General features: G+C 39.9%; 21 protein-coding genes. 15 read left to right on the top strand and 6 right to left on the bottom strand.

The window, feature by feature from the left end; genetic code table 11:
• Positions 1–45 precede the first annotated feature (45 nt).
• From AAG807_RS00160 to AAG807_RS00145, 4 genes are all read right to left on the bottom strand, one after another.
• Positions 46–705 carry a hypothetical protein gene (locus tag AAG807_RS00160; RefSeq protein ID WP_341899682.1) on the bottom strand — a complete coding sequence of 220 codons (660 nt, stop codon included), beginning with the start codon at positions 703–705 and terminating at the stop codon, positions 46–48.
• Between the two features lie 192 nt (positions 706–897).
• Positions 898–2,229, bottom strand: coding sequence for an RIP metalloprotease RseP (gene rseP / locus AAG807_RS00155; protein ID WP_341899680.1), 1,332 nt, complete (start codon positions 2,227–2,229; stop codon positions 898–900).
• A 123-nt stretch (positions 2,230–2,352) separates the two neighbouring features.
• Positions 2,353–2,712, bottom strand: coding sequence for a hypothetical protein (locus tag AAG807_RS00150; RefSeq protein WP_294861100.1), 360 nt, complete (start codon positions 2,710–2,712; stop codon positions 2,353–2,355).
• Positions 2,713–2,820: 108 nt separating this feature from the next.
• Complete coding sequence (locus AAG807_RS00145) at positions 2,821–4,212, bottom strand: hypothetical protein (RefSeq protein WP_341899677.1); 1,392 nt, start codon at positions 4,210–4,212, stop codon at positions 2,821–2,823.
• A 165-nt stretch (positions 4,213–4,377) separates the two neighbouring features.
• On the opposite strand from AAG807_RS00145, the gene AAG807_RS00140 reads away from it, so the two are divergent.
• The 11 genes from AAG807_RS00140 to atpG all read left to right on the top strand — a co-directional run bounded on the left by AAG807_RS00140 (position 4,378) and on the right by atpG (position 14,779).
• Positions 4,378–5,088, top strand: a complete 711-nt coding sequence (locus tag AAG807_RS00140) for a YebC/PmpR family DNA-binding transcriptional regulator (protein WP_341899676.1) — start codon at positions 4,378–4,380, stop codon at positions 5,086–5,088.
• 125 nt (positions 5,089–5,213) lie between these two features.
• Positions 5,214–5,852 (top strand): CvpA family protein, encoded by a 639-nt coding sequence (locus tag AAG807_RS00135; RefSeq protein WP_341899675.1) that lies wholly within the window; start codon positions 5,214–5,216, stop codon positions 5,850–5,852.
• A 276-nt stretch (positions 5,853–6,128) separates the two neighbouring features.
• On the top strand, positions 6,129–8,789 hold the full coding sequence (locus AAG807_RS00130) for a hypothetical protein (RefSeq protein ID WP_341899673.1): 2,661 nt from the start codon (positions 6,129–6,131) through the stop codon (positions 8,787–8,789).
• A gap of 16 nt (positions 8,790–8,805) precedes the next feature.
• The gene (locus AAG807_RS00125) at positions 8,806–9,051 is read left to right on the top strand and encodes an AtpZ/AtpI family protein (protein WP_341899672.1); all 246 of its coding nucleotides are present in this window, start codon (positions 8,806–8,808) and stop codon (positions 9,049–9,051) included.
• Entirely contained in the window at positions 9,044–9,412 is a 369-nt protein-coding gene (locus AAG807_RS00120; RefSeq protein ID WP_341899671.1) for a hypothetical protein, read from the top strand. Before AAG807_RS00125 ends, AAG807_RS00120 begins: the two co-directional genes overlap by 8 nt.
• A gap of 256 nt (positions 9,413–9,668) precedes the next feature.
• On the top strand, positions 9,669–10,784 hold the full coding sequence (atpB, locus tag AAG807_RS00115) for a F0F1 ATP synthase subunit A (protein ID WP_341899669.1): 1,116 nt from the start codon (positions 9,669–9,671) through the stop codon (positions 10,782–10,784).
• A gap of 28 nt (positions 10,785–10,812) precedes the next feature.
• Complete coding sequence (gene atpE, locus AAG807_RS00110) at positions 10,813–11,016, top strand: ATP synthase F0 subunit C (protein WP_341899668.1); 204 nt, start codon at positions 10,813–10,815, stop codon at positions 11,014–11,016.
• A 77-nt stretch (positions 11,017–11,093) separates the two neighbouring features.
• On the top strand, positions 11,094–11,588 hold the full coding sequence (locus AAG807_RS00105; protein WP_341899666.1) for a F0F1 ATP synthase subunit B: 495 nt from the start codon (positions 11,094–11,096) through the stop codon (positions 11,586–11,588).
• Between the two features lie 9 nt (positions 11,589–11,597).
• Complete coding sequence (gene atpH, locus AAG807_RS00100) at positions 11,598–12,131, top strand: ATP synthase F1 subunit delta (RefSeq protein ID WP_341899665.1); 534 nt, start codon at positions 11,598–11,600, stop codon at positions 12,129–12,131.
• 129 nt (positions 12,132–12,260) lie between these two features.
• Entirely contained in the window at positions 12,261–13,835 is a 1,575-nt protein-coding gene (atpA, locus tag AAG807_RS00095) for a F0F1 ATP synthase subunit alpha (protein WP_341899663.1), read from the top strand.
• 68 nt (positions 13,836–13,903) lie between these two features.
• Positions 13,904–14,779, top strand: coding sequence for an ATP synthase F1 subunit gamma (atpG, locus tag AAG807_RS00090; protein WP_341899661.1), 876 nt, complete (start codon positions 13,904–13,906; stop codon positions 14,777–14,779).
• Positions 14,780–14,840: 61 nt separating this feature from the next.
• Here the strand turns inward: atpG and AAG807_RS00085 are convergent, their stop codons facing one another.
• Positions 14,841–15,503 (bottom strand): hypothetical protein, encoded by a 663-nt coding sequence (locus tag AAG807_RS00085; protein ID WP_341899660.1) that lies wholly within the window; start codon positions 15,501–15,503, stop codon positions 14,841–14,843.
• Between the two features lie 283 nt (positions 15,504–15,786).
• On the opposite strand from AAG807_RS00085, the gene AAG807_RS00080 reads away from it, so the two are divergent.
• Positions 15,787–17,637, top strand: a complete 1,851-nt coding sequence (locus tag AAG807_RS00080; protein WP_341899658.1) for a cytochrome c peroxidase — start codon at positions 15,787–15,789, stop codon at positions 17,635–17,637.
• 37 nt (positions 17,638–17,674) lie between these two features.
• On the opposite strand, the gene AAG807_RS00075 is transcribed toward AAG807_RS00080, so the two are convergent.
• Positions 17,675–18,634 carry a T9SS type A sorting domain-containing protein gene (locus AAG807_RS00075; protein WP_341899656.1) on the bottom strand — a complete coding sequence of 320 codons (960 nt, stop codon included), beginning with the start codon at positions 18,632–18,634 and terminating at the stop codon, positions 17,675–17,677.
• Positions 18,635–18,777: 143 nt separating this feature from the next.
• Between AAG807_RS00075 and AAG807_RS00070 the strand changes: the two genes are divergently transcribed.
• From AAG807_RS00070 to AAG807_RS00060, 3 genes are all read left to right on the top strand, one after another.
• Positions 18,778–19,521 (top strand): T9SS type A sorting domain-containing protein, encoded by a 744-nt coding sequence (locus AAG807_RS00070; RefSeq protein WP_341899655.1) that lies wholly within the window; start codon positions 18,778–18,780, stop codon positions 19,519–19,521.
• Positions 19,522–19,955: 434 nt separating this feature from the next.
• On the top strand, positions 19,956–21,929 hold the full coding sequence (locus tag AAG807_RS00065) for an SPFH domain-containing protein (protein WP_341899653.1): 1,974 nt from the start codon (positions 19,956–19,958) through the stop codon (positions 21,927–21,929).
• A 199-nt stretch (positions 21,930–22,128) separates the two neighbouring features.
• Positions 22,129–24,453, top strand: a complete 2,325-nt coding sequence (locus AAG807_RS00060; protein WP_341899651.1) for a metallophosphoesterase — start codon at positions 22,129–22,131, stop codon at positions 24,451–24,453.
• Positions 24,454–24,465 lie beyond the last annotated feature (12 nt).

The following is a 24,465-nucleotide window of genomic DNA, read 5'->3' as shown; positions in this document are numbered from 1 at the left end:
GCCCCGACATTCATCGGGGCTTTTGTTTTTTAAGTTGAATGACGATTACTGTCCTCCACCCATATTTTTAAGGTCTTCTTCAGACACTACCGTATATCCTTCCGGAATAGCCATGCTAAAGATTTTTTTGTCTACTTTCTTAGTGAACTTAGTAGCAACAAAATGAATGGACATTCCATTGTTTACAGTTGAAAATTCCAATGGAACTCCAGCCAATTTGCTGTTTCCGAATTGTTGGTGTCCTTTCAATGAAGCTTTCAAATCTGTAGCGATCCACATGATTGTTTCGTTACCATCTGCATCACGGGAAATCGTTTTGGTACATTTATAACCCACGATGTCTTTCGTTTCAGAAGTCACTTCGACTTTCGGCTCATCTGTCTTCTCTGCTTGATCAGCTTTGGAAAGCTCTTTCATTTCAGTAGCAGACTTATTACCCATTACTTCCATTAACATCAAACCTTTGTCTGCTTTCACATCAACAACGGTGTTCATTTTCATGAAAGTACCCATCGTCATGTCGATTTTCGATTTTTCAGGTATGAAGTACAACTCCATTGTTGAACCTTGCATCATAGGAATAGCCATCGCCATATCAGGATTATCACTTGAGAAATCCATTGAATAGGAAATCTGACCAGTAGTTTGTGCTATAGAAGTCCCAACTACAGCAAGAAATAGAATTGATAATAGTAAATGTTTCATGTCGTGTTTTTTTGATCCTGACATTTATCGTCAGGGTGTTTATTTTTTACAAAAATGGAATAAATCTTTCAACTTACACCACCATTCGTGTATTTGGTGAATTTTAGTTGTTAAAGTGTCTAAAAGAAAAGGTGACTTGGGTCCGCTGTGGCGGAAAGTCACCTTTCAATCATATTTTCCTTAACCTTCGTTCTACCCGGTAATTGCCCCGATCAGATCTTTTCCATTTGCATAGAGAATAAGTCCCAGAAGCAAGAAGAATCCAACGTATTGGGCGTATTCCATAAACTTTTGACCCGGTGCACGACCTGTAATCATCTCATACAGTAAGAACATGACGTGTCCACCATCCAATGCCGGAATCGGAAGTAAATTCATGATTGCAAGCATCATGGAAAGGAAAGCAGTCAGTGTCCAGAAAGCTTGCCAGTTCCAACTAGTAGGAAATAGTTTTCCGATCGAACCAACTCCACCGATTGATTCAGCTCCTTTTTTAGAAAAGACATATTTGAATTGAACAACATTGGCATAGATGCTTTTATATCCTTTGCTGAAACCTGATCCGAAGCTTTCTCCGAAAGAGTAGTATTGTGTATAAATAGCACTTGTATCCGTGTTCACTTTCAGTTCCGGAAGAAATCCGATTTTACCATTTTCACCAACTTTTACTTTTTTAGTAAGAGTGGAATTTCCGGATTTGATCTCCAATTCACACTTTTTGCCTTTGTTGTGGTAAAGTTCTGTTACCAATTCATCATAAAAAACAAACTTTTTTCCATTGATCGCAAGAATCTGATCCCCCTTTTTCAAACCGATTCTTTCAGCTGCAGATTCAGCGATAACTGTGTCAAGAGGTCCTGGGAAATAACGAAAACCGAAAGCGGCTTCGGCATTATTTTCCCACATTTTATTTCCAATGTCCTCAGGAAGTACAATCGTTTCAATTTTTCCATTGTCATGCTGAACTTTGAAATGTGTTTTCCCAAAGATCATGATTTCCATTCCAAGTTTGGAAAGTTCGTCTGTTTTTTGACCATCAACACTTAGAATCTTATCTCCCGATCTGAAACCAAACTGTTCAAAATAAGGATGAACAGCTACTCCTTTCGTAAGTTCCTGTTGATTTACTTTTTCCTCTCCCCAAACAAAAAGTACCATAATATAGATCAGAAATCCAACGATGATATTCACAATGATACCACCCAACATGATAATCAGACGTTGCCAAGCCGGTTTCGAACGGAACTCCCACGGTTGCGGTGGTTGTGCCAATTGCTCCTTGTCCATGGACTCATCCACCATCCCGGCGATTTTCACATATCCACCAAGTGGAATCCAGCCCAATCCCCATTCCGTATCACCGATCTTTTTCTTGAAAACAGAAAAATACGGGTTAAAGAACAAGTAAAATTTCTCCACTTTCGTATTGAACCATTTTGCAGGCAGATAGTGCCCGAATTCATGCAATACAATTAGAAAAGAAAGTGATAAAATCAGCTGAGCTGCGCGAACCCAAAAATCCATAGTTTTTATTTAATGTGGAACAAATATAGTAATAAGTGATTAGGCAATAGGCATTAGTGATTAGTAGCCGGTGATTACGGCTAGAATTAACTATTCACTATTGCCTGTTTACGATTGCCTAAACTAAGGTTGAACGTTTTTTGTGGAATAACCGTGGTGCTCAAAGTATTCCAAAATAGCTTCTTTCATGAAAGCCTGTTGTTCTTCTTCGCTCAATGGAGGAAGTTCCTTGAGGAATTCAAAATGTGGCCAATTGTCGGTATCCCGCCCCTTGAATTCGTAATATCCGTAAGGCTCCAGCAAGGTACAGATAGCCACATGCATCAAATCCGTTTTTTCGTGTTTTTTGAATAATTTATATCCAACGCCCAGTTCTTCCACCCCAATGAGGAAAAGCATAGCTTGCAAATCGATTCCCGGACCAAAAGTCGGTTCTAGTTGTTTCGCCAGGTTTTGGTAACGTAGTTCTAATGCGTAATCCATGCTATAAAATTAGTTATTTACTACCGAATAGACATGAGAGGATAAGATATTAGGATTTCAGGACTGGATTTGGAGTCTTAAAATCCGAAAATCCGGACGTCTTAATATCTAATGAATGTATCCCGGTTGTCCCTTCTGGATCCGATCAAAGATCCAATCGTAGCTATAGACCATGTGCGAGTGAACGAAGTGTTTGTTTGGCCAATTATAGGGGGAACAGATTCGTCCCACGTGATTGGATTGTTGGGCATCGATTCCCCAAACGGTAGCTTGTGGAGCCACACCGTCCTGGTAGCAAAGTGCATCCGCATCTTTCTGACCCAAATTGGATCCGAATTGCCAGACTTCTTCAAATGTATTCCAGTCCAATCCTTTATAACCTGCATTTTCAGGAGCAAGCATATAAAATTTACCAAGAACCACGTGATCTTTAATTGTTTCGATCAATCCCAAAGTATACGCATACCCCATACTGTGACAAACAATGTCGATGGTGTCTTTTGTCAAATAGCTGTTTGGCGTGTTGTGAATTTCATTTAGAAAAGCCTTTCCTACAAGAACACCTCGTGAATATCGGTAATCAAACCCCTCCGGATTGGAGATCTGATTTAATCGTTTGTACTTTTTGCTTGAACTTCGCGCATTTACTGAAAAAAGATAGCTTAAGCCAAAACCTAATTTAGATTGATGATTGGATGTGCTTACCGGGAAACTGCCATCCAGGTAGAAACTGGTATCCGGATTCAAACGCTTGATAAATCGGTCATCAATCTTAAACCAATAATTGGTTCGGTCGTTCAGGTAAACCTCGTTCCTGCTTTCGTGTTTGTCATATTTCGGACCGCGATAACCATTCACGAAAATCAAATACCGCTTTGCCTTGGGTTGCTGCTTCTGAATAATTTGCTTGCTGATTTCATCACCGGTAAAAGCAAAAACATGTTGAAAAGCCGGGAATTGTCTAGGACCACCTGCATTGTCGGGATAGAAATAGGAAAACACACGGTAGGTGTTGTTTCTGACGGGAATGTTATCCTGGTGTGTGAGAAGAAGGTTGTTTCCGGATGAAGCGAAAGAAATTTTGTCCTGAAAGGAAAAGAAATTCAAGACCAATTTGGCATTGTAACTGCGCCAGCTTCCTTTTCGTTTGATGTAAATGACTGTTTGAGGATCCGATGGGTAAACACAATTGAACACAAATTTGTTCCCTTGAAGCTTTTTTGTAAAGTGGTCTTTCAATTTGTAATTCCTTCCGATTTCCAGTACCTGTTGCATGAAGGTAGTGTCTTTTAGCGTACATCGCTTGCTGGATTTGACTGTGTCAATTAAAACGACGCGATTCAGGCTGAAAGGAGTGTACATGGTGGACGGGGCAATGGATCCATCTTCCAACTCTTCCCAGAAGTAATAATAGACCAAACTCGTTTTTGTTTGAAATTGTGGTCTACGTGTGAATTCATTCTGACCAAGAACGGAGAGAATGCTCAAGCTAAAAAACATGAAAATTTTCATTGAGAGCTTCATTCTGTAAATATATTAACTTTTGAGTGTTTAGTTCAAAAGTTGTTTCTTACGTTAAATGCTTTTGAACCGTTTGAACATTTTTTAACTCTTTGAACATTTTGAGGATTTAACTATTTTTGCGATCATCATAAATTAACTGAAATGGGAAGAGCATTTGAATATCGTAGAGCAGCTAAGGAAAAACGTTGGGGTAAAATGTCCAAATTGTTTCCGAAATTAGGGAAAGCAATTACTATGGCCGCAAAGGAAGGAGGTCAGGATCCTGCTACCAATGCTAAGTTGCGCACTGCAATTCAAAATGCGAAGGCTGAGAATATGCCGAAAGACAATATTGAAGCCGCGATCAAAAGAGCGAATCAAAAAGATGTTGCATCATTTGCACAAGTGGATTATGAAGGAAAAGGTCCGCATGGTGTTTTAGTTTATGTTGAATGCGCAACGGACAACCCAACCCGTACGGTCGCAAATGTGAAATCCTATTTCAATAAAGCAGGAGGAGGCGTTGTTCCAAACGGACAATTGGAATTCATGTTCAACCGAAAATCTGTTTTTGAATTGGAAAATACAGGGGCTTTCGATCCGGAAGAACTGGAATTGGAACTGATCGATGCCGGATGCGAAGAAATCGAAGTAGCGGAAGACCGGATTTTCATTTACGGAGACTATACTTCTTTTGGAACAATCTCAGCAGCATTGGAAGAAAAAGGAATTCAGATCTTGAAATCGAATTTGGAGCGCTTTCCTACAACTCCCGTTGAATTTACAGAAGAACAATTGGTGGACATCGAAAAAATGTTGGATAAATTCGACGATGACGATGATGTACAACAGATTTTTACCAATATGGGGTAATCATACGAATATAAATAAACGGTCGGGGTGAAAAATTTTTCACCCCGACCGTGTTTAACAATGGTTCGTTTGTATCTTTTCAGTTCCATTGAATTCCTCCGTTCGGATTTTTCCAATTTTGGGACATGAATTTTTTGGACATCTTAATTCTTATTCCGATCGGTTACGGAGCATACAAAGGATTTAAACATGGTTTCGTCATCGAATTATTTACCTTGTTGGCCATTCTTGTGGGGATTTATGTTGGAATCCATTTCTCCGATTACACCGCGAATTGGTTAAAAACTTCCTTTGACTGGCATTCTGGGTACTTACCGGTTGTAGCCTTCACCCTGACTTTCCTGGGTGTCGGTGCAATAATTTTTTTCGGTGGAAAGATGATTGAAAAGATGATCAAGGTAGTCCAGCTATCACCACTCAATAAGTTTTTAGGAGTGTTGTTCGCAACGATCAAATCCCTTTACATCGTCAGTGTGCTGTTGGTACTTATTGAATCATACGACGAGAAGGGCAATTTTTTTCCTGAGAAGACCAAAGCGAATTCCTTACTCTACGAACCGGTAAAGGATGTTTCCACCAAAACAGTGCCTGCACTTGGTGAAAGTACCATCTTCCTGAAAAATGCCTTGCATGATGAAACAGACAGCACCGGATTGACGGTTGACCAGGTTCTTCGTGCAAAAGAGATTGCGGACAGTTTGGGAATTGATGCAAATGATGCCAAACAAATTTTGGAAGTTCATGAAAAATATGGCGACAAATAGCTAGAGCTAAGATCAGGAATGGATTTTTTAGATTTGGGACTTGCATTCTGATTGCCTGTATCCCTTTCTGTTACTGGGCTAATAGATACATGTCTATCCGTATTTTGTTAGAGATTGTGATAGATGTAACTTTGTCTCCAAGGAAATCACAATACCTGTTTTTTAGCCTAATACATCATCTAATTACCAGATTTGGAATCGATTTGATAAACAAAACAATATATTTGCCTTTTCTTAGTTAATCGTTAATCACATCGGCGCAGATTTTTCATTCGAATGAAGAAATTACATATTTTAATTTACTTAGGGATTCTTTCCTTTATATGGGCATGTTCTACTGAGAAGAATACCATGCTTAGTAGGGCTTATCATGGCACTACCGCACACTATAACGGTTACTTTAATGCGAACGACTTGCTGGAAGAAGCAATGAAAACGTATCGCGAAAATCAAAAAGAAGATTACTACAATGTGCTTCCAATTCTGCAATTGCCTAGTGAAGAGGAAGTGAAAAACATGTATTCCCCTATCGATACAGCGATTGCAAAATGTACGAAGGTGATCCAAAGACATGCCATGCCTTCCATGGAAAAACCTGCTTCCAAGAAAGAAGAGCACAACCGTTGGATCGATGAAAACTGGATCACGATTGGGATTGCCAATTTCTACAGACGTGATTACGATCTGGCATTCAAGAATTTCGAATACACCAAGAAGTTTTTCTCTTCGGATAAGTCAGCCTATGTAGCAGAAATGTGGATGGCAAGAACTTACATGGAGCAAGGGAAGTTTACGGAAGCGAATTTTGCAATCACCAACCTGGAGAAAGCACAAGAGTCTATGGAAAACGGAGACTCCAAAGATCCAAAAGGAAAAAGCTCCAAATCGTCGAAGGCTAAAAAGAAAAGCAAGAATAAAAAAGAGAAGGAAATCCCTCCCTTTCCAAAAAAACTCAGATATGATTTAGCGATTACGAAAGCTATGTTTGCTGAAAAGAGAAAAGATTCCGAAGGGGAGATCAAAGCATTGACCAAAGCTCTGGAATACGCTAAAAAATCAAAAGACAAAGCACGGATCAATTTTATTCTCGGTCAATTATATGAGAACGCGGGCGACAGAGGAAAGGCTGCTTATCATTACAATCGCGTGAAGAAATACAATGCCGGTTATGAAATGAGTTTCAATGCAAACTTGAAGAATGCCTTGAATGCCGGTGGGGAGAAAGTACGCAAGAGTTTGAAGAAAATGCTTCGCGATACCAAGAATGCAGAATTCAAAGATCAGATCTATTATACCTTGGGTAAAATGGATCAGCAGGAAGCGAACGAGGAAAATGCAAAAGCGAATTACACCAAATCGGCTTTTTATTCCACCACCAACGTGCGTCAGAAAGGAATGGCATTTGAGCGTTTGGGAGATATGAGTTTTGCAAAAAAGGATTATTTAAGAGCCCAAAAGTACTATGACAGCTGCGCGAAAGTAATTCCGGAGACCTATCCGAATTACGAAGCGATTCAAAACAAGGCTTCCAAATTGCAAAGTTTGGTAAAGGCAATTGAAACGGCTCAATACGAGGATAGTGTTCAGCAAATCGCGAAACTGTCACCTTCAGATCAGCTTGCTTTCGCAGAAGGAGTGATCAAGAAAATGAAGAAAGACGAGGAAGAGCGCAAAAGACAGGACGCAATTCGCTTGGCGGCTTTGCAAGAAATTCAATTGAAGAAACCTTCCAATGGCAATGGATCCAAATTCTATTGGAATAATGACAAAGCGAAAACGGAAGGGTTCGAAGAGTTTAAAAAACAATGGGGACAGCGTTCCAACGAGGATGATTGGAGACGCTCGGACAAGGTGGTTTTTGCAAGTTTTACGGATCCATCGGATTCCAGTGAAACAGTTGAGAATACAACACCATCAACTGAAACCGCATTGGATTCGTTGACACCGGAAATGTTGGTTGCAAAACTTCCATTGTCGGATTCAGCACTTCTAGCTTCAAGGAATCGCATGATGAATGCTTATTTCGATGCAGGTGGGATTTACAATGAGCAATTGAATGAATCGGCGCTTGCTGAACAACAATACCGAACCATGTTGGGACAGGATTTCAACCACGATATGAAGTTGTTGGCGGCTTATCAGATTTATCGCTTACACAGCCCGGAAGATCAGGCTGCTGTGGAGCAAAAAGATTATATCCTGATCAATTATCCGACATCCGATTATGCGGGTTATCTGAGAGATCCGGATTATTTCCTGAAGAAGAAAGAACGTGAGAAACTCACTCAGGAAGCTTATTTGACAGATTTGGATCGCTACGAGAGAGGTTTGTATTATCCGGTGATCATGAAAGCGAACGGGGTGATCAATGACGAAAAAGACAACCCATATAGAAGTAAGTATATCCTGCTTAAAGCAATGGCGCAAGCAAAAATGAACGAGGATAAACGCGTTGTTTTACCAACCCTGGATACCTTGATTGCGCTTTATCCGAAAACACCGGAAGCTGCAAAGGCGGAGGAAATGAAAAAGATCATCCTGAACGGGTATTCGAAAAACGAACCGGTTGACTTTGCGGATAAAAGTATTTACAAGTATGTAGAGAATGAGCCGATGTTTGTGCTGATTTTCTTGACCGATAAGATCAATAACATAGTTGCGAAAACGCGTGTGGTGGATTTCAACAAGGAATATTACGGGAAACTTCGTTTAAACGTGACCTCCAAAGTCCTGAAAGAGCAGAACGTCATCCTCTTGAAACAGTTTAAGGATGAAATCGAGGCGGCATCCTATGTTTCCATGTATAAACGGACGCGTAACCATTTATTGGATATGCAAAAAATGAAAATTTTATTTATTTCCGAGAAAAATTTACTTACCTTATTTGAAACAAGCAAACTGGAAGAATACCAGTTGTTCTTTGACGAGAAGTATTGATTCAAATAAGCGCATCATGGAAGAAAAACCGGAAGACAAGCCGAAAAAACAAGTTAAAAACTATGTCCGTCTAACTGGTGCTGCATTTCAAATGGCAGGAACCATTGTAGCCATGACATTTTTGGGGATTTGGCTGGATAAAAAATTCAACCCCGGGGGTAATATGTATACTTTGATTTGTACGCTTACCGGAGTTCTTGCTTCCATGTATATAATCATTAAAGAAGTGATCAATATCTCTAAAGAAAAAGAAGATGAATAAACGCCTAGGTGCCTTTTTGAGTTTAATTGTAATAGCCGCTGCCTACTTTGTATTGGTGGGATTAAGGTGGCAATGGGTAATTCCCAAAATTCACATTGCTGGGATTAGTGCACTTCTAATAATCTTTTTTTCCAGTACTGCAATCATGATGTCAGGATCGAATGCACCTGCTGAAACGAGAGCTCAACGATTTATTCTCGGAACTACCGTTCAGATGATCTTCGTTTTGTTCTTTGTTCTGATAGCGAAATACGCTTGGAAAGATTCCTTTAAGGAGTTTGTGTGGTATTTCATGAGCTTCTTTGTAATCATGCTTTTCACTCAGGCGGCTTGGATGCTGTTAAAGGTTAGAAAATCATAAATCCGTTACTTTTCAGTAAAAAAGCAGCCTGTTTTTAGTCGCTTATTAAATCTGGCTAGAGATTGATACCTGTTAAGTTTCTTATCCTGAATCCACTTTGGAATAAGCTGCTGAAAACCATTTTTTTTGGTCAATGTATTTTTATATCCCATGAATGCGGTAAAAAAGAATTTGTTTGTAATTTTTTCTTGGTCTTTCTGAAAGATTCACTACCTTTGCGCCAAAATTTAGGGTTTTATCTAAATATAAATAAGCGATGTCATTAATTTTCAGTGCAAAACGATTTTTCTCTTTACTGGTAGCAATACTGATTTTTTCAACGTCCTTTGCTTCAGTTCATGAAGTGGAGAAAGTGGAGAAGTTTCACGTAGGAAATATGATCATGCACCACATTTCTGATGCGCACGAATGGCATTTGTGGGGAGGTCATCACGACGGGGTTTCAATCTATCTTCCAATTATCTTGATGGATGGTGGTTTGAAAACATTTTCATCCAAACATTTTTATCACGGAGAAGCAGTTCATACAATGGATGCTGCTAAAAATGAACATGCGGAATATGTGTTAGGAGTTGGTCCTGCTGCAGGGTATGCTATGTTCGAGGAAGAAATTTACAAGTTGGGTGAGAGTGGTAAATTGGAAATTAAGAATGGAGCTGTTGTAGATGCAAAATCCCCGCTTGATTTTTCAATTACTAAAAATGTGCTTTCCTTATTTATGGGGGCAATCTTGATTTTGTTGATCCTAAGTAATGTGGCTCGTTTCTATAAAAAACACGGTGCGGTTGCTCCTAAAGGAATTGCAAAGTATTTGGAAGTGTTAATCGTAATGGTTCGTGATGATATTGCAAAAGCAAATATCGGAGAGCACAAGTACAAGAAATATGTTCCGTATTTATTGACGATCTTCTTTTTTATTTTCATTAATAACTTATTGGGATTAGTTCCATTCCTTCCGGGAGGAGCGAATTTAACAGGTAATATTACAGTTACTTTATTCTTGGCAGTTGCAACATTGGTAGTGACAATTTTTTCTGGAAATAAAAATTACTGGGGGCACATCTTTTGGATGCCAGGAGTTCCGGTTCCAATGAAGATTTTCATGATGCCAATTGAATTGTTGGGAGTTTTAACGAAGCCATTCGCATTGATGATTCGTTTGTTTGCAAATATGACTGCAGGTCACGTAATCGTATTGGCATTCATCGGGATTATTTTCATCAATGAAAATGCTTGGTGGGGAGGTTTATCAGTGCCAATGTCATTGTTTATCTCTGTGTTAGAGTTGTTGGTAGCATTCTTACAAGCATTCTTGTTTGCAATGTTGTCATCATTGTTTATCGGTGCAGCTGTAGAAGAGGCGCATCATTAATTTGTATTCATTTCAATAAATAATAGATATGACTGGAGTAGCAGCAATCGGAGCAGGTCTTGCAGTATTAGGCGCAGGATTAGGAATTGGTAAAATCGGTGGTTCAGCAATGGACGCAATCGCTCGCCAACCTGAAGCTTCTGGAAAAATTCAAACAGCTATGATTATTGCAGCAGCGTTGATCGAAGGGGTAGCACTTTTCGGAGTTGTTGTAGGTTTCTTAGGTTTGTAATTGATTTGTCTCGATTTGGAACGGTTGGTTCCGGATCGAGACATCCCTTTTTTAAAATTGAAATTTAATTATACAGCATGAAATTAATTACACCAGACTTAGGTCTTTTATTTTGGACAGGTTTAGTATTTGTCTTTTTGATGATTATCTTAACGAAATTCATCTGGAAACCAATCTTGTCTTCTGTCAATGCGCGTGAGCAAAAGATTACAGATGCATTGGAATTGGCTGAAAAGACAAAAGCTGAAATGCATGCATTGCAAGCTGCAAATGAGAATTTGTTGAAAGAAGCTCGTGCTGAACGTGATGCAATCGTGAAGGATGCAAAAGAAGTTGCAACCGGAATGGTGGAGAAAGCGAAAGCGGATGCTAAAGCGGAAGCAAACAAGATCGTTGAGTCGGCTCGTGCAACAATTAATACGGAGAAAACGGCTGCAATTGCTGAATTGAAAAATCAGGTTGCTGCAATCTCGTTGGAAATCGCTGAGAAAATCATTCGTGGAGAGTTATCTTCCGATGAGAAGCAAAAAGCGTTGGCTGAGAAAATGGCAGGTGATATTAACTTGAACTAATCGATAGAAATGAAGATTTCGAAATCAGCTTCCCGTTACGCACAAGCTTTGTTGGATCTTGCGATTGAACAGAACAAGCTCGATGCTGTTGCGGCAGATATGAAATACATGGCAACTGTTTGTGCTGAAAATCCGGAATTGGAGAATATGCTTCAAAGCCCGGTTGTGAAGGCAGATAAAAAGCTGGCCGTATTGAATGCAATATTTGACCAGTTTGACCAATTGACCAATTTGTTTGTTGATTTGATCGTTAAAAATGGTCGTGAGGCATATTTGTCTCAAATAGCAAGTTCATTTGATGTACTTTTGAAGGCGCATAAAAGAATTGTTCCGGTTACATTGATCAGTGCTCAGAAATTGGATGATAAAGTGAAGAAAGAAATCGTTTCTAAAATTCAGGCTTCCATTACAGGTACTGTGGAGTTGACTGAGAAAATAGATACAGATTTGATCGGAGGTTTTATCGTTCGTATGGGAGACACTCAAATTGATGCATCCGTTGCATCGCAAATTAATAAGTTAAAACAACGTTTAACAAGATAAGAGAAAGCGCAGCTTTCGATTTAATCAATCAGCTCACAAGCTGATGATTGGTCAAGTGCAAGTTAAAGTAAGCTCACAAGCTGATGCACTGAGAAAGCAAAAGCAATTTTCTCATTAAAAAAGAAAAACATGGCAGATGTTAAACCAGCAGAAGTTTCTGCGATTTTAAGAGAGCAATTGGCAGGTTTCCGTTCGGAAGCTGAATTGCAAGAAGTAGGTACAGTATTACAGATCGGTGATGGTATCGCTCGCGTTTACGGATTGAAAGGTGTTCAATACGGTGAATTGGTTGAGTTCGAAGGAGCTCTTCAAGGAATCGCTTTGAACTTGGAAGAAGATAACGTGGGGGTAGTATTATTGGGTCGTTCTTCCGGAGTGAAAGAAGGAGATACGGTAAAACGCTTAAACCGCATTGCTTCTGTAAACGTTGGTGAAGGAATGGTTGGTCGTGTTGTGGATACTATTGGTAACCCAATCGACGGTAAAGGACCAATCACCGGTCAATTGTACGAAATGCCAATCGAGCGTAAAGCTCCGGGGGTTATCTTCCGTCAACCGGTTACTGAACCTCTTCAAACAGGTATCAAGGCAATCGATGCGATGATTCCGATCGGACGTGGACAACGTGAGTTGATCATTGGTGACCGTCAAACAGGAAAAACAACTGTTGCGATCGATGCGATCATCAACCAAAAAGAATTTTATGACCGTGGAGAACCGGTTTTCTGTATCTATGTAGCAATAGGACAAAAAGGTTCAACGGTTGCAGGAATAGTTAAGAAATTGGAGGATGCAGGTGCAATGGCTTACACGGTGATTGTTGCTGCAAATGCTTCTGATCCGGCTCCAATGCAATTTTATGCTCCAATGACTGGTGCTGCAATTGGTGAGTTCTTCCGTGATTCAGGACGTCCTGCATTGATCGTATTTGATGATTTATCGAAACAAGCGGTAGCTTACCGTGAGGTTTCCTTGTTGTTACGTCGTCCTCCGGGCCGTGAGGCTTACCCAGGTGACGTTTTCTACCTTCACTCTCGTTTATTAGAGCGTGCTGCGAAAATCATCGCTGATGATAACATCGCAAAACAAATGAATGATCTTCCTGAGTCTTTAAAAGGAATCATAAAAGGTGGTGGTTCATTGACTGCACTTCCAATTATCGAAACACAAGCGGGTGACGTTTCTGCGTACATTCCTACAAACGTAATTTCGATTACGGATGGTCAGATCTTCTTGGAAGGTGATTTATTCAACGCTGGTATTCGTCCTGCAATTAACGTAGGTATCTCGGTATCTCGTGTAGGTGGTAACGCGCAAATTAAATCCATGAAGAAAGTTGCAGGTACCTTGAAATTGGATCAGGCTCAATACCGTGAATTGGAAGCGTTCGCTAAGTTCGGTTCTGATTTGGATGCAGCTACTAAATCCGTTTTGGACAAAGGTGCACGTAACTTGGAAATCTTGAAACAACGCGAAGGAGATCCATACCCGGTTGAGAAGCAAATTGCAATCATCTACGTGGGTACAAAAGGATTGATGCAAAACGTTCCGGTGAACAAAGTAAAAGAATTCGAAAAAGAATATTTGGATTTCTTAGAGGCGAAACATTCAGATGTTTTAGTTCGCTTGAAAGCTGGAAAATACGAAGATGCTGATACAGATCTTTTAGGAAAAGTTGCGAAAGAGATCGCTTCAAAATATTAATTAAGAATTGAAAATTGAAAAGGTGGCTGAGCGCAGTCTAAGCCCCTTTTCAATTCTAAATTATAGTTATGGCTAATTTAAAGGAAATACGAAATCGAATTACTTCAGTAGGATCTACTATGCAGATTACGTCTGCAATGAAAATGGTTTCTGCAGCAAAGTTAAAGCGTGCGCAAGATGCAATTACGCAAATGCGTCCGTATGCTGAGAAATTGCAAGAGATTTTAGGTAATTTGACTGCTTCGTTAGATATTTCAGAAAATGCATTGGCTGCTGCCCGCCCGGTTGAAAAGGTATTGATCATTGCTATTACTTCCAATCGTGGATTGTGTGGTGGTTTCAACAACAACATCATCAAACGAGTGAACCTGGCAATCACTGAAGATTATTCGAATGCAAATGTTAGCCTTCTTTGTTTAGGAAAGAAAGCGAAAGATGCATTCAAGCGTTCAGACATGTATTTTGATATTTCCGGAACCGGAATTTCAGAAGATATCTTCGCGAACTTGTCTTTTGGAAATGTTTCTTTCATCGCTGAATATGCAATGAATGCATTCTTGGATAAGAAGTTTGATAAAGTGGTTGTGATTTACAATAGCTTCATCAATGCTGCATCTCAGGCAGTGAAGGAAGAACAATTGTTGCCAATCGTTCCGACAGAACAGAAAGAGGATAAACAAGCCGGAGATTACATCTTCGAACCTTCGAAAGAAGAGATCGTAGACGAGTTAATTCCGAAATCATTGAAGATCCAATTGTTCAAAGCATTGTTAGATTCCAATGCATCAGAACATGGAGCGCGTATGACTGCAATGCACAAAGCAACAGATAACGCGAAGGAATTGCAAAAAAGCTTAAAATTAAGTTACAACAAAGCACGTCAGGCTGCCATTACAAACGAAATCTTAGAGATCGTTGGTGGTGCGGAGGCATTGAACGGTTAATAGTCTAAGAATAGATTTGAGATCCCGATTTTCTTTTGAAAGTCGGGATTTTGTTTTTTTATCAAATACCAACGCGTAAACCGACAAAGAGACTTCCTCTTGTAACCGTTTCATGCCCTCCTTTGAATGTTTTGCCTGATAATGTTGTTGAGTAATACATAAAATTCCATCTGTCATAGCTGGTGAAAAGACCGCAGCCAATATAGTAATCCACGCAGAAGTGTCTCCCCAAATTAAAGAAACACCCGGCTTCTACCTTGTAAGAAAATTCGTTGCGATTGGAACCGATCCAAACACCATTATAATCAAAGATGGCGTCTTTATCTGCATTGTAGTAGCGCCGATGATTTATCCCTAGTCCTATAAAGAAAAAATCTAATTTTCTAATAGGCAAGAAACGGAATGCGAATGAAAAACTATACCGGGTATCTTCGGGTTTATGTCTTCTGACATACTGTTCTCCTTTCCAATAGTTAATCGCATAGAGATCATCAAACGTTAAACCGGCGCCGAATTCCAGGCTCATCCGTTCATTCAGTAATTGTTCATAATAGAAAGCGAGATTTCCTCTAAAGATATCTGTAACCCCAACTTTGAACCGGTAATTTCGATAATGGAAATTTTTATTGTTCGGTTGTTCCTCCAGAAAATGATCTCTGGATTGAGAGTAACAACTTGCCCCTGGAAAAAGAAAGAGAAGGATTGGGATTGATTTCAGCAGCATAAGTTTAAGTCTTGATTATAAAATGCCCGTTCTTGCATTTGGTTGGAAAAATACCCAAAAGTTTGTAAACTCCGGACTTCAGGAAAAGAATATTCCGTCATCTAAATTTAACATCGCTTCATCTAAGTGTCAGGTTCAGTTATTAAAAGTTTAATATAGTAAATAGGTGATTTAATATTAACACTGCTAAAAAGATAAAGTCTCTTGGTTCCTTTGGTAATTAATGAAGACACGGTTTTCCATTTTTTTAGTTGTCCTATTGTTTGCTTTTGTGGGATCAATCATGAGTGTTCGTGAATCGGAAGCAGTCGTCGTTTCCACAAATTATTCATTTATCGGTTACATTGATGAGGAACTGAATGGTTTAATCAATGAACTGAAGGGTTTTCGGGAAGAAATCCAAACGGTGGAGAAATGCAAGGCACATTATTTCAAAGCACGTGAGTACTACAAACACATCGAGTTTTTTGTAGAACATGTTTCGCCCATCCAGGCAAAGTATAAAATCAATGGGGCTCTGGTTCCGAAATTTGCGGAATATGAAGAAGGGTTTGTTGTAGATCCATGTGGTTTCCAAAAGATAGAAGAACAACTTTTTTCAGGAGACGAATTGATCATTTCGGATTTGGAGAAAGAAGTGGTTCAGTTAATCGAAGTATTTCAGGAATTGAAGAATGGATATGCAACGATTCAGTTAGGTAAACACTTGTATCTGGAAATGCTCCAATTGCAATTGGTGCGGATCGCTTCGATGAATTTGAATGGGTATGACGCGACGTTTACCAAAACGAATTTGCAGGAAGTAGATTGGAATTTTACTTCCATGCAACAAATTGTTAGATGTTTTAAATCGGAAATCGGAAACAACCCGGAAGCTTCAAAGGCATTCAAGTCTGTTTTGAAAAGTATTCAGGATGCGCAAAAAACACTTCAAAAAAATAGCGATTTTGATTCCTTTAACCGATTGGACTTCATTTCGGTTGAATTGGAAGATGTGAACCGGAACCTGGTTCATTTGCATCGTGCTTTAGGTCTTCCTTGGTCTGAACACAAACAAGCTTTGAAATTGAATTCAGAACGGCTCTTTTCTCCGGAAACATTGAATCCGCAGTTCTTTTCTATTTATTACTCCGATCAATCCGATTTGGAAAGACAAGCCAGTTTGGGAAAATTGCTTTTTTACGATCCGATTCTGTCTGCCAATAATGAACGCGCCTGTAGCAGTTGTCATCAACCGGATAAAGCATTTACGGATGGATTAAGAACGAGTCAGGCATTCAATAGAGATGGATTTTTAGATCGGAATGCTCCAAGTCTGATCAACACCTTGTATCAAAAGGCATTTTTTTATGATGGGAAAGCATATCAACTGGAGCAGCAAATCCGGGATGTGGTGCATAATGAGAAGGAAATGGGAAGCAAGTTGGAAGAGGTGGTCTTAAAACTGCGGCAAAGTGAAGAATATAGCGCTTTATTCAAAGCGGCATTTACCACTCAGAAAGATGCTGCCATTTCGGAATATGCCATTTCCAAAGCAATCAGTGAATATGAAAAATCTTTGATTGCAATGAATAGCCGTTTTGATCGTTATCTTGCCGGAGACAAGAAATCCTTGAATCAACGGGAAATCAACGGATATAATTTGTTTGCAGGAAAAGCCTTATGCGGTTCTTGTCATTTTTTTCCGGTATTTAATGGAACAGTTCCGCCTTATTTTATGGATTCGGAATATGAAATATTGGGAACTCCTGCAACCAATGAAAACAAGGGTTTGGATCCGGATAAAGGACGTTATTTGGTTACAAAAGTTCAGAAGCAGATGTACGCTTTCAAAACCCCAACTGTTCGGAATAGCGAACTGACAGCTCCATATATGCACAATGGAATCTACACCGATTTAAAGCAAGTACTTCAATTCTATCAGAAAGGAGGAGGTGAGGGATTCAAATATCCCGTTCCAAATCAAACCCTGCCTTTTGATTCCTTGCAATTATCGGATTATGAACAGGAAAATATCATTCTCTTTTTGAAAACCCTAACCGACACAGCTGGCTTGAAACAGGCACCATTCAAATTACCTCGTTTCGAATCAAAACCCCAGTGGAATTCGCGTACATGGGGAGGAGTTTACTGATGATCAGAAGCAGACTGTCGGCTTTTCCGTTCCGGATTTATTTTATTAATTGAACTCTTTCCATAACAAGGGAATCGTCTGATAATACAATTTTGAGGATGTAAGTTCCAGTTTCTAATTTACTTAAATCCAGGTTTAGGTTCTTTTCACCGGAAGAAGTCTTTTCAATGAAAAGTAGTTGCCCGTTTAAATTGCAAAGTTCAATACTTTGGATGACCTTATCTGTTTGTATGGAAATGGCAGAGTTGGTAGGATTTGGATAAATCTCAAGATCGGATTCTGTTATCTGATGAATGGAAAGTGTTTGGGAACATTCTTCCGAATAGCGAGGGGGAATGGGGTTTGATACCCAGTTTTCATAGATATGTTGTGTATTTGTTTTATGGCAAAGTAAACCCGAAGATTGCTCAAATACGGGATAAATTAATGAAGTAAAGCCATTCGTTCCACCAACTCCTTCAATAACAGAAACGTAAGCAGAATCGGAAGAATTTGTTCCAAGTACCCAACGTTTGTAGTAGTTCCCATCCATTAACTGAACAGAATCACTTGCCATAACAAGCAGGTACGGATAATTGATATTGGTGATGGTTGCCGGATAAGGTTGCCCGACAATCAGGTTGCCAAAATCGTAGAGTAATTCATCCGTTTGAGTAGAGCTATTCCACAAAAAGACTTTTTTCAGTAGGGTGTCTTGACGGAAACAACCGGTTGAGTAGGATAGAACGTTAGTTCCTGAAGTTTGATTTTGCTGTGAACCCCAATTGTCAACCCAATCAGCGAAGCCATGGCTGCCTAATTTGCAGTAGGAAATCCCGTTAATTACAGTATCATTTTGGGTATAGAGAACAGAAGTAATAGTTGTGTGCTCATGTCCGATGTAATATAAAAACTCGGCTTGGATCCAGGTTGCATCCGTTTCAGGGATGGGTTTATAGTTTTGTCCCCAACCGGAATAAGATAAAAATAGGATGATTGCGAGTAACGAGTTTTTCATATTCAGACGATTTTATTTAATGATTCAGAATTAATAAATGGTTGGATTTATTTTCCTTTTGATTTCAAACAAGTATTTAGCGAGGAATTTAATGAAAATTCAATTGAATTATACGAATTCCGATTTTTTGTCGTTTTGGCTTCATGAAACGATTACTTTTAACCGCCTTTATTATCACTTCATTAGCTGGATTCTCTCAGGAGAAAAAAGGAATTTGTTCTGCTTCTGTTCAATTGTTCCATGACAATGGAGAAGTGAATAGTTCAAACGATCATTTTTACCTGGAGGGATTTAGTTTCAATAATCCATTATACTACGGGAATTTTCAGGTAGATTCCACAGCTTTATCTGATTCCTTGATTTATGAGATCACCCTGCCGTTTGGTGATTCGCTCTTGTATTCTGCCGGATGGATTGCAGACGGTATGTGCTTTGGTGTAGATACTGCGGTAGTGAATCATCTAGTAACTGTTTTGGAAGGAATCCCGTTTCCCATTGCTTATGCAGGATATTATTCCCCTGGTTATTTTAATTTATCCCAGACAGGAGTGATAACTAGTGAATGTTTCTTTAGAATCCGGAAAGATCATACCTATTTCATTCGTGTAAAATTCCAGGATCCACCAATTCCTGAAACTCCACTTGATCTTCCTGAAATCACGAATGAGATTTCGATGTGGCTAAGTGGTGAAAATACACTTTCGGTCAAAACGGATCAGGATGCTGTTTGGGATCTTAATCTGTATTCTTTGTCAGGACAGATGCTCCAAAAAAAGACCATGGAGGGTTCGCAGGATCTGGATATCTCCAATCTTCCGAAAGGGTGCTATATTGCTCGTGTTTCCGGTGAAAATGGCTTGGAAAAGCAGTTGAGGTTCATCAAATAAATAACAGATTTTAAGTAAATATTTCCTAAATATCTTCCGGAATAGTGCAGGATATATACATTTACCTCGTGAATGTCACATTCGCGATACAGCCCACCGGAAATCAGGCCACTTCCCTCAAGCTTCCTATCGGAATAGAACTATTTGTCTGCAAAGGCGGACAGTACGATGCTGAAGTGAATCAACATTAGAAGAAATAATAAGTCAAAGCAGTTTGACCAAATGGATCGTGCCTGCAGGGTATTTGAATCCGTTTTGTCAACCTGCCGCCAACGGCGCTCCCAAGTCGGGATTCATATCGATTGCAAGAACTTTTGATACAGGTTTGCGTGCATTCGAAAAAATGGATCCGACTGGGAGTTTTGAACTTATATTCTTCTAAATTTGAAACGGCAAGTGACGTGCCACACTTTTAAATTAAACAACAGAAACCTATGAAAGAAATGTTACTTAGTTATTGGTGGATCGGATTGATTGTAATCTGTTTGATCCTCTACAAATTTATTTTGCGATTCCTATTCGGAATGGTCATCGTTCCGGAAGATAAAATCGGATTGGTTACGAAGAAATTCGTTCTGTTCGGAGCAAACAAGGAGCTTCCGGATGGTCGTATAGTCGCAACGAACGGAGAAGCCGGTTTTCAAGCTAAAACATTGGCTCCGGGATTGTATTTCGGAATGTGGGTTTGGCAGTACGAAATCACGATGGAACAGTTTACCGTTATTCCCGAAGGAAAAATCGGGTTGGTGCTTTCCAAGGATGGTGCGGAAATTCCAACAGGGAATATCTTAGGTAGAAAAGTGGAATGTGACAACTTCCAGGATGCGAATATGTTCTTAACGAATAATGGGCAGCGCGGTCGGCAAACGAATTACATCACTGCAGGGTCGTATCGTATCAACACGATGTTGTTCCAGGTTTCCATTACGGATATGGTCCGAATTCAGGAGAGTATGGTTGGGATTGTAACTACCTTGGATGGTAAACCGATTGATTCGGGTGAAATTGCGGGGAAAGCGGTAGAAGAACACAATAATTTTCAGGATTTTGATACATTCCTGAAGAATGGTGGAAATCGCGGATTGCAGCCGAGTGTTATTTTGGCGGGATCTTACAACTTGAATCCATGGGCCTTACAGGTCGAAGAAACACCAATGACCGAAATTCCAATCGGATATGTGGGAGTCGTTATCTCTTACATCGGTCAGGATGGGAAAGATATTACAGGGTTGGATTTCAAACATGGAAACATCGTTGAAAAAGGAAGCAAAGGAGTTTGGTCTGAACCATTTGGTCCAGGGAAATATCCGGTGAACAAATACATCATGAAAGTGGAATTGGTTCCTACAACGAACCTGGTGTTGAACTGGGCGCAAGCGCGCAGCGAATCCCATAATCTGGATAAGAACTTATCTACGATCACGGTTCGTTCGAAAGATGGTTTCCCATTCAATCTCGACGTTTCGCAGATTATTCACGTGCCGACCACAGAAGCTCCAAAAGTGATTGCGCGTTTTGGAAACATGGTGAACCTGGTGACACAAGTATTGGAACCGACTATTGGTAACTACTTCCGCAACTCGGCGCAGGATAGTGATGTGATTGCATTCTTATCATCACGTAAAGAACGCCAGGAATCTGCAAAAGCACACATCAAGAAAGTGTTGGATGAGTACAACGTGAATGCGGTGGATACCTTAATCGGTGACATCGTTCCACCGGAATCATTGATGAAGACATTAACAGACCGTAAGATTGCAGAAGAGCAAAAAGTGACTTATGAAACCCAAAAGCAAGCGCAGGAAACGCGTCAGGGGATGGAAAAGGAAACTGCTATTGCAGATATGCAAAAAGATATCGTAAAAGCGCAACAAAGTGTTGAAATCGCGGAACGCACGGCAAATGCAACCGTGAAGAAAGCCGAAGGAGATGCGTCCGGAGTGAAACTGGCAGTGGGAGCAGAGGCAGAAGCAACCAAAATGCGTGCTATCGCAGAAGCGGAAGCAACACGGGCTCGTGCAAAAGCGGATTCGGAAGCTGTGAAATTGAAAGCAGATGCGGAAGCTGAGCGTATTTCGAAAACCGGTTCTGCGGAAGCAAGTAAGATTTTAGCGATTGGTAAATCCACTGCGGAAGCTTATGAATTGGCGGTGAAAGCACTGGGCGGTGAAAACTTTACACGATACAAAATCACGGAAGAATTATCGAAAGGAAACATCAAATTGATCCCGGATGTCCTGATTGGAGGAAACGGACAAAATGGTGGTTCAGCAATGGACGGACTTTTAGGCCTGAAATTGATGGAAATGATGGATCCGGAAAAAAAGACACCAACTCAGGAAGTCGAAAGGAAAACAAAACCTGAAATAAAACCGAAATCATCAGGCACTTCGGATAAAATCGAATAGAATAGAAGGGAGTTCGTCAATTGACGGACTCCTTTTGTTTTTACCTGTTCGAAACAAGGGTTTGATTTTTGGGAAAATACGGGTTAACTTAATACTTATACTGATTTAACAATTGCTTTTAATTGTCGGATGGTTATTTAATGAGCTGACAATAATCCGTTTAAAACGTTGATGTTTCTTTGTGGTGTCAAAAAATACCATGAAAAAACTACTACTACTACTTGTTCTGATTTCAAACATATGTTTTGTAAAAGGACAGACCATATTGCCTGCAGGGAGTACCTGGAAGTACAATGATACCGGATCGGATTTAGGTTCGTCCTGGAAGGATCCCGCATTTAGCGATAACTCTTGGGTATCCGGATTGGCAGAGTTGGGATATGGTGATGGAGACGAACAAACAGTCGTTTCTTATGGTTCCAATTCCAATAATAAGCATATAACAACTTACTTCCGAAAAGTCTTTTTTGTTTCAAATCCATCTCAATTCCAGGAGATATTGGGCGCTATTCGAAGAGATGACGGGGCAGTTGTATACATCAATGGAACAGAAGTATTCCGAACAAATATGCCCGGTGGATCCATTTCGTATCAAACCCTTGCTTCTTCAACCGTTGCATTTGGTTCAGAAGACACTTACTATGATTTTGCTTTTAGCCCCGGACTTCTTACCAATGGGAATAATCTGATTGCAGTTGAAATCCATCAGGATGAGGCAAGTAGTTCGGATATCAGTTTCAATCTATCACTAAACGGTTCTCAAAACAATCAGGTCATTCAGGTTACGAGAGAACCTTACCTCAATTCGGGAACTTCCGGTTCAATGATTGTTCGTTGGCAGACAGATATTCCATGTGATTCAAAAGTACGCTACGGTGCAAATCCGAATAACCTGAATTTGTCGGCTTCTGTTTTTCCATATACTACTGAACATGCTGTTCAAATCACCGGATTGGTTCCACAAACAAAATATTATTATTCGATCGGTACTTCCTCCAACGTCTTAATACCTTCAAGCAATAACCAATATTTCAAAACAAGTCCTGTTGAAGGCAGTAAGGATCAATACCGTTTTTGGGCAATTGGTGATGCGGGTATGTCGGATGGGAATCAGCGAGCAGTTCGTGATGGTTATCTCATCTACAATGAAAATCAACATGTAGACGGTTGGATTATGTTAGGTGATAATGCCTATGGAAACGGGATCAGTGACGGAACACAAAGTTGTTACCAAACCGCTTTGTTCAGTCAAATGTATTCGGATCTCATTTCAAAAACGGTGTGTTGGCCTGCTTTGGGAAATCACGACTATAATAACCATATTCCTTTTTCACCATCTCCGGCATACTTCGATATTTTTAATCTGCCAACCAATGGGGAAGCAGGAGGTGTTGCTTCAGGAACAGAGAAATACTATTCCTACAATTATGGAAATATCCATTTCATTGTGTTGGATAGTTATGATGAAGATCGTTCCGGAACTGGTCCGATGGCTCAGTGGCTTGTTTCTGATTTACAGCAAACAACTGCAGATTGGCTTGTTGCATATTGGCATCACCCTCCATATACCAAAGGAAGCCATGATTCAGATAATCCCATATTCATAGATGGAGAATGTGAAGACATGCGTGAAAACATTATTCCCATCCTGGAGCAATATGGTGTTGATTTGGTTTTGAATGGACACAGTCATTCTTACGAACGCAGTTATTTAATTGATTCGCATTATGGAACTTCCGGAACATTGACTCAACAAATGCTGAAGGACGATGGCTCCGGTGGTCGCTTGGATGATTGTCCGTATGAGAAAGAAACCACTTACACCAAAGCACATCAGGGAACGGTATATGCAGTGGTTGGAAGTTCAGGAAAATTAAGTTCGGTATCTTCAAGTTGGCCTCACCCGGTTTGCAGTTATGCAGATCACGATAACATGGGAAGTTTAAGTCTGACCATCCACAAAAATCGATTGGATGCTCAATTCGTCTCCACTACAGGTGCGGTTCTCGATCAATTTTCCATCATAAAAAATGCTGGTACGACACAACATATCGTAGCATGTCCGAATGAAATGCTTAACCTGAAACCTTCTTTTCCCGGAAAGGTTTTGTGGCAGCCATCTCAGATAATCGCAGATTCACTGTCGGTTTTGATTACCCATTCCACGATGTATCTGGCTAGTGATACGAACGGTTGTATTGTAGATACCTTTTATGTGGAATTGGATAATTCGATTAATTGCCCGGGTACTGCTGGAATTGCAGATCAATCAACACTTACTCCGAAAGTTTGGACCAATTCCTGGCAAGATGACCAATATATTCCGGTTCAATGGTCCGGATTTAATGGCAATGAAATAAGTATTGAGGTGTGGTCTGTCCAAGGACAGTTGGTTTATTCACAAAAAATGGATAATAATTCCGATAAGCTATTGCTCATACAAGCGGATAGCCTGGTTTCAGGTACTTATCTCTTACGGGTAAGTGATTCTGAAAACACCGTTTTTCTCAAGTTTTTACATTAACAAAATAGAATA

Source organism: Fluviicola taffensis DSM 16823, assembly GCF_943372375.1.
In the GTDB taxonomy this organism is placed as follows: domain Bacteria; phylum Bacteroidota; class Bacteroidia; order Flavobacteriales_D; family Crocinitomicaceae; genus Fluviicola; species Fluviicola taffensis_A.
Note: the sequence above shows the minus strand (reverse complement) of the source record. Positions and strands in the feature narration are given on the sequence as shown.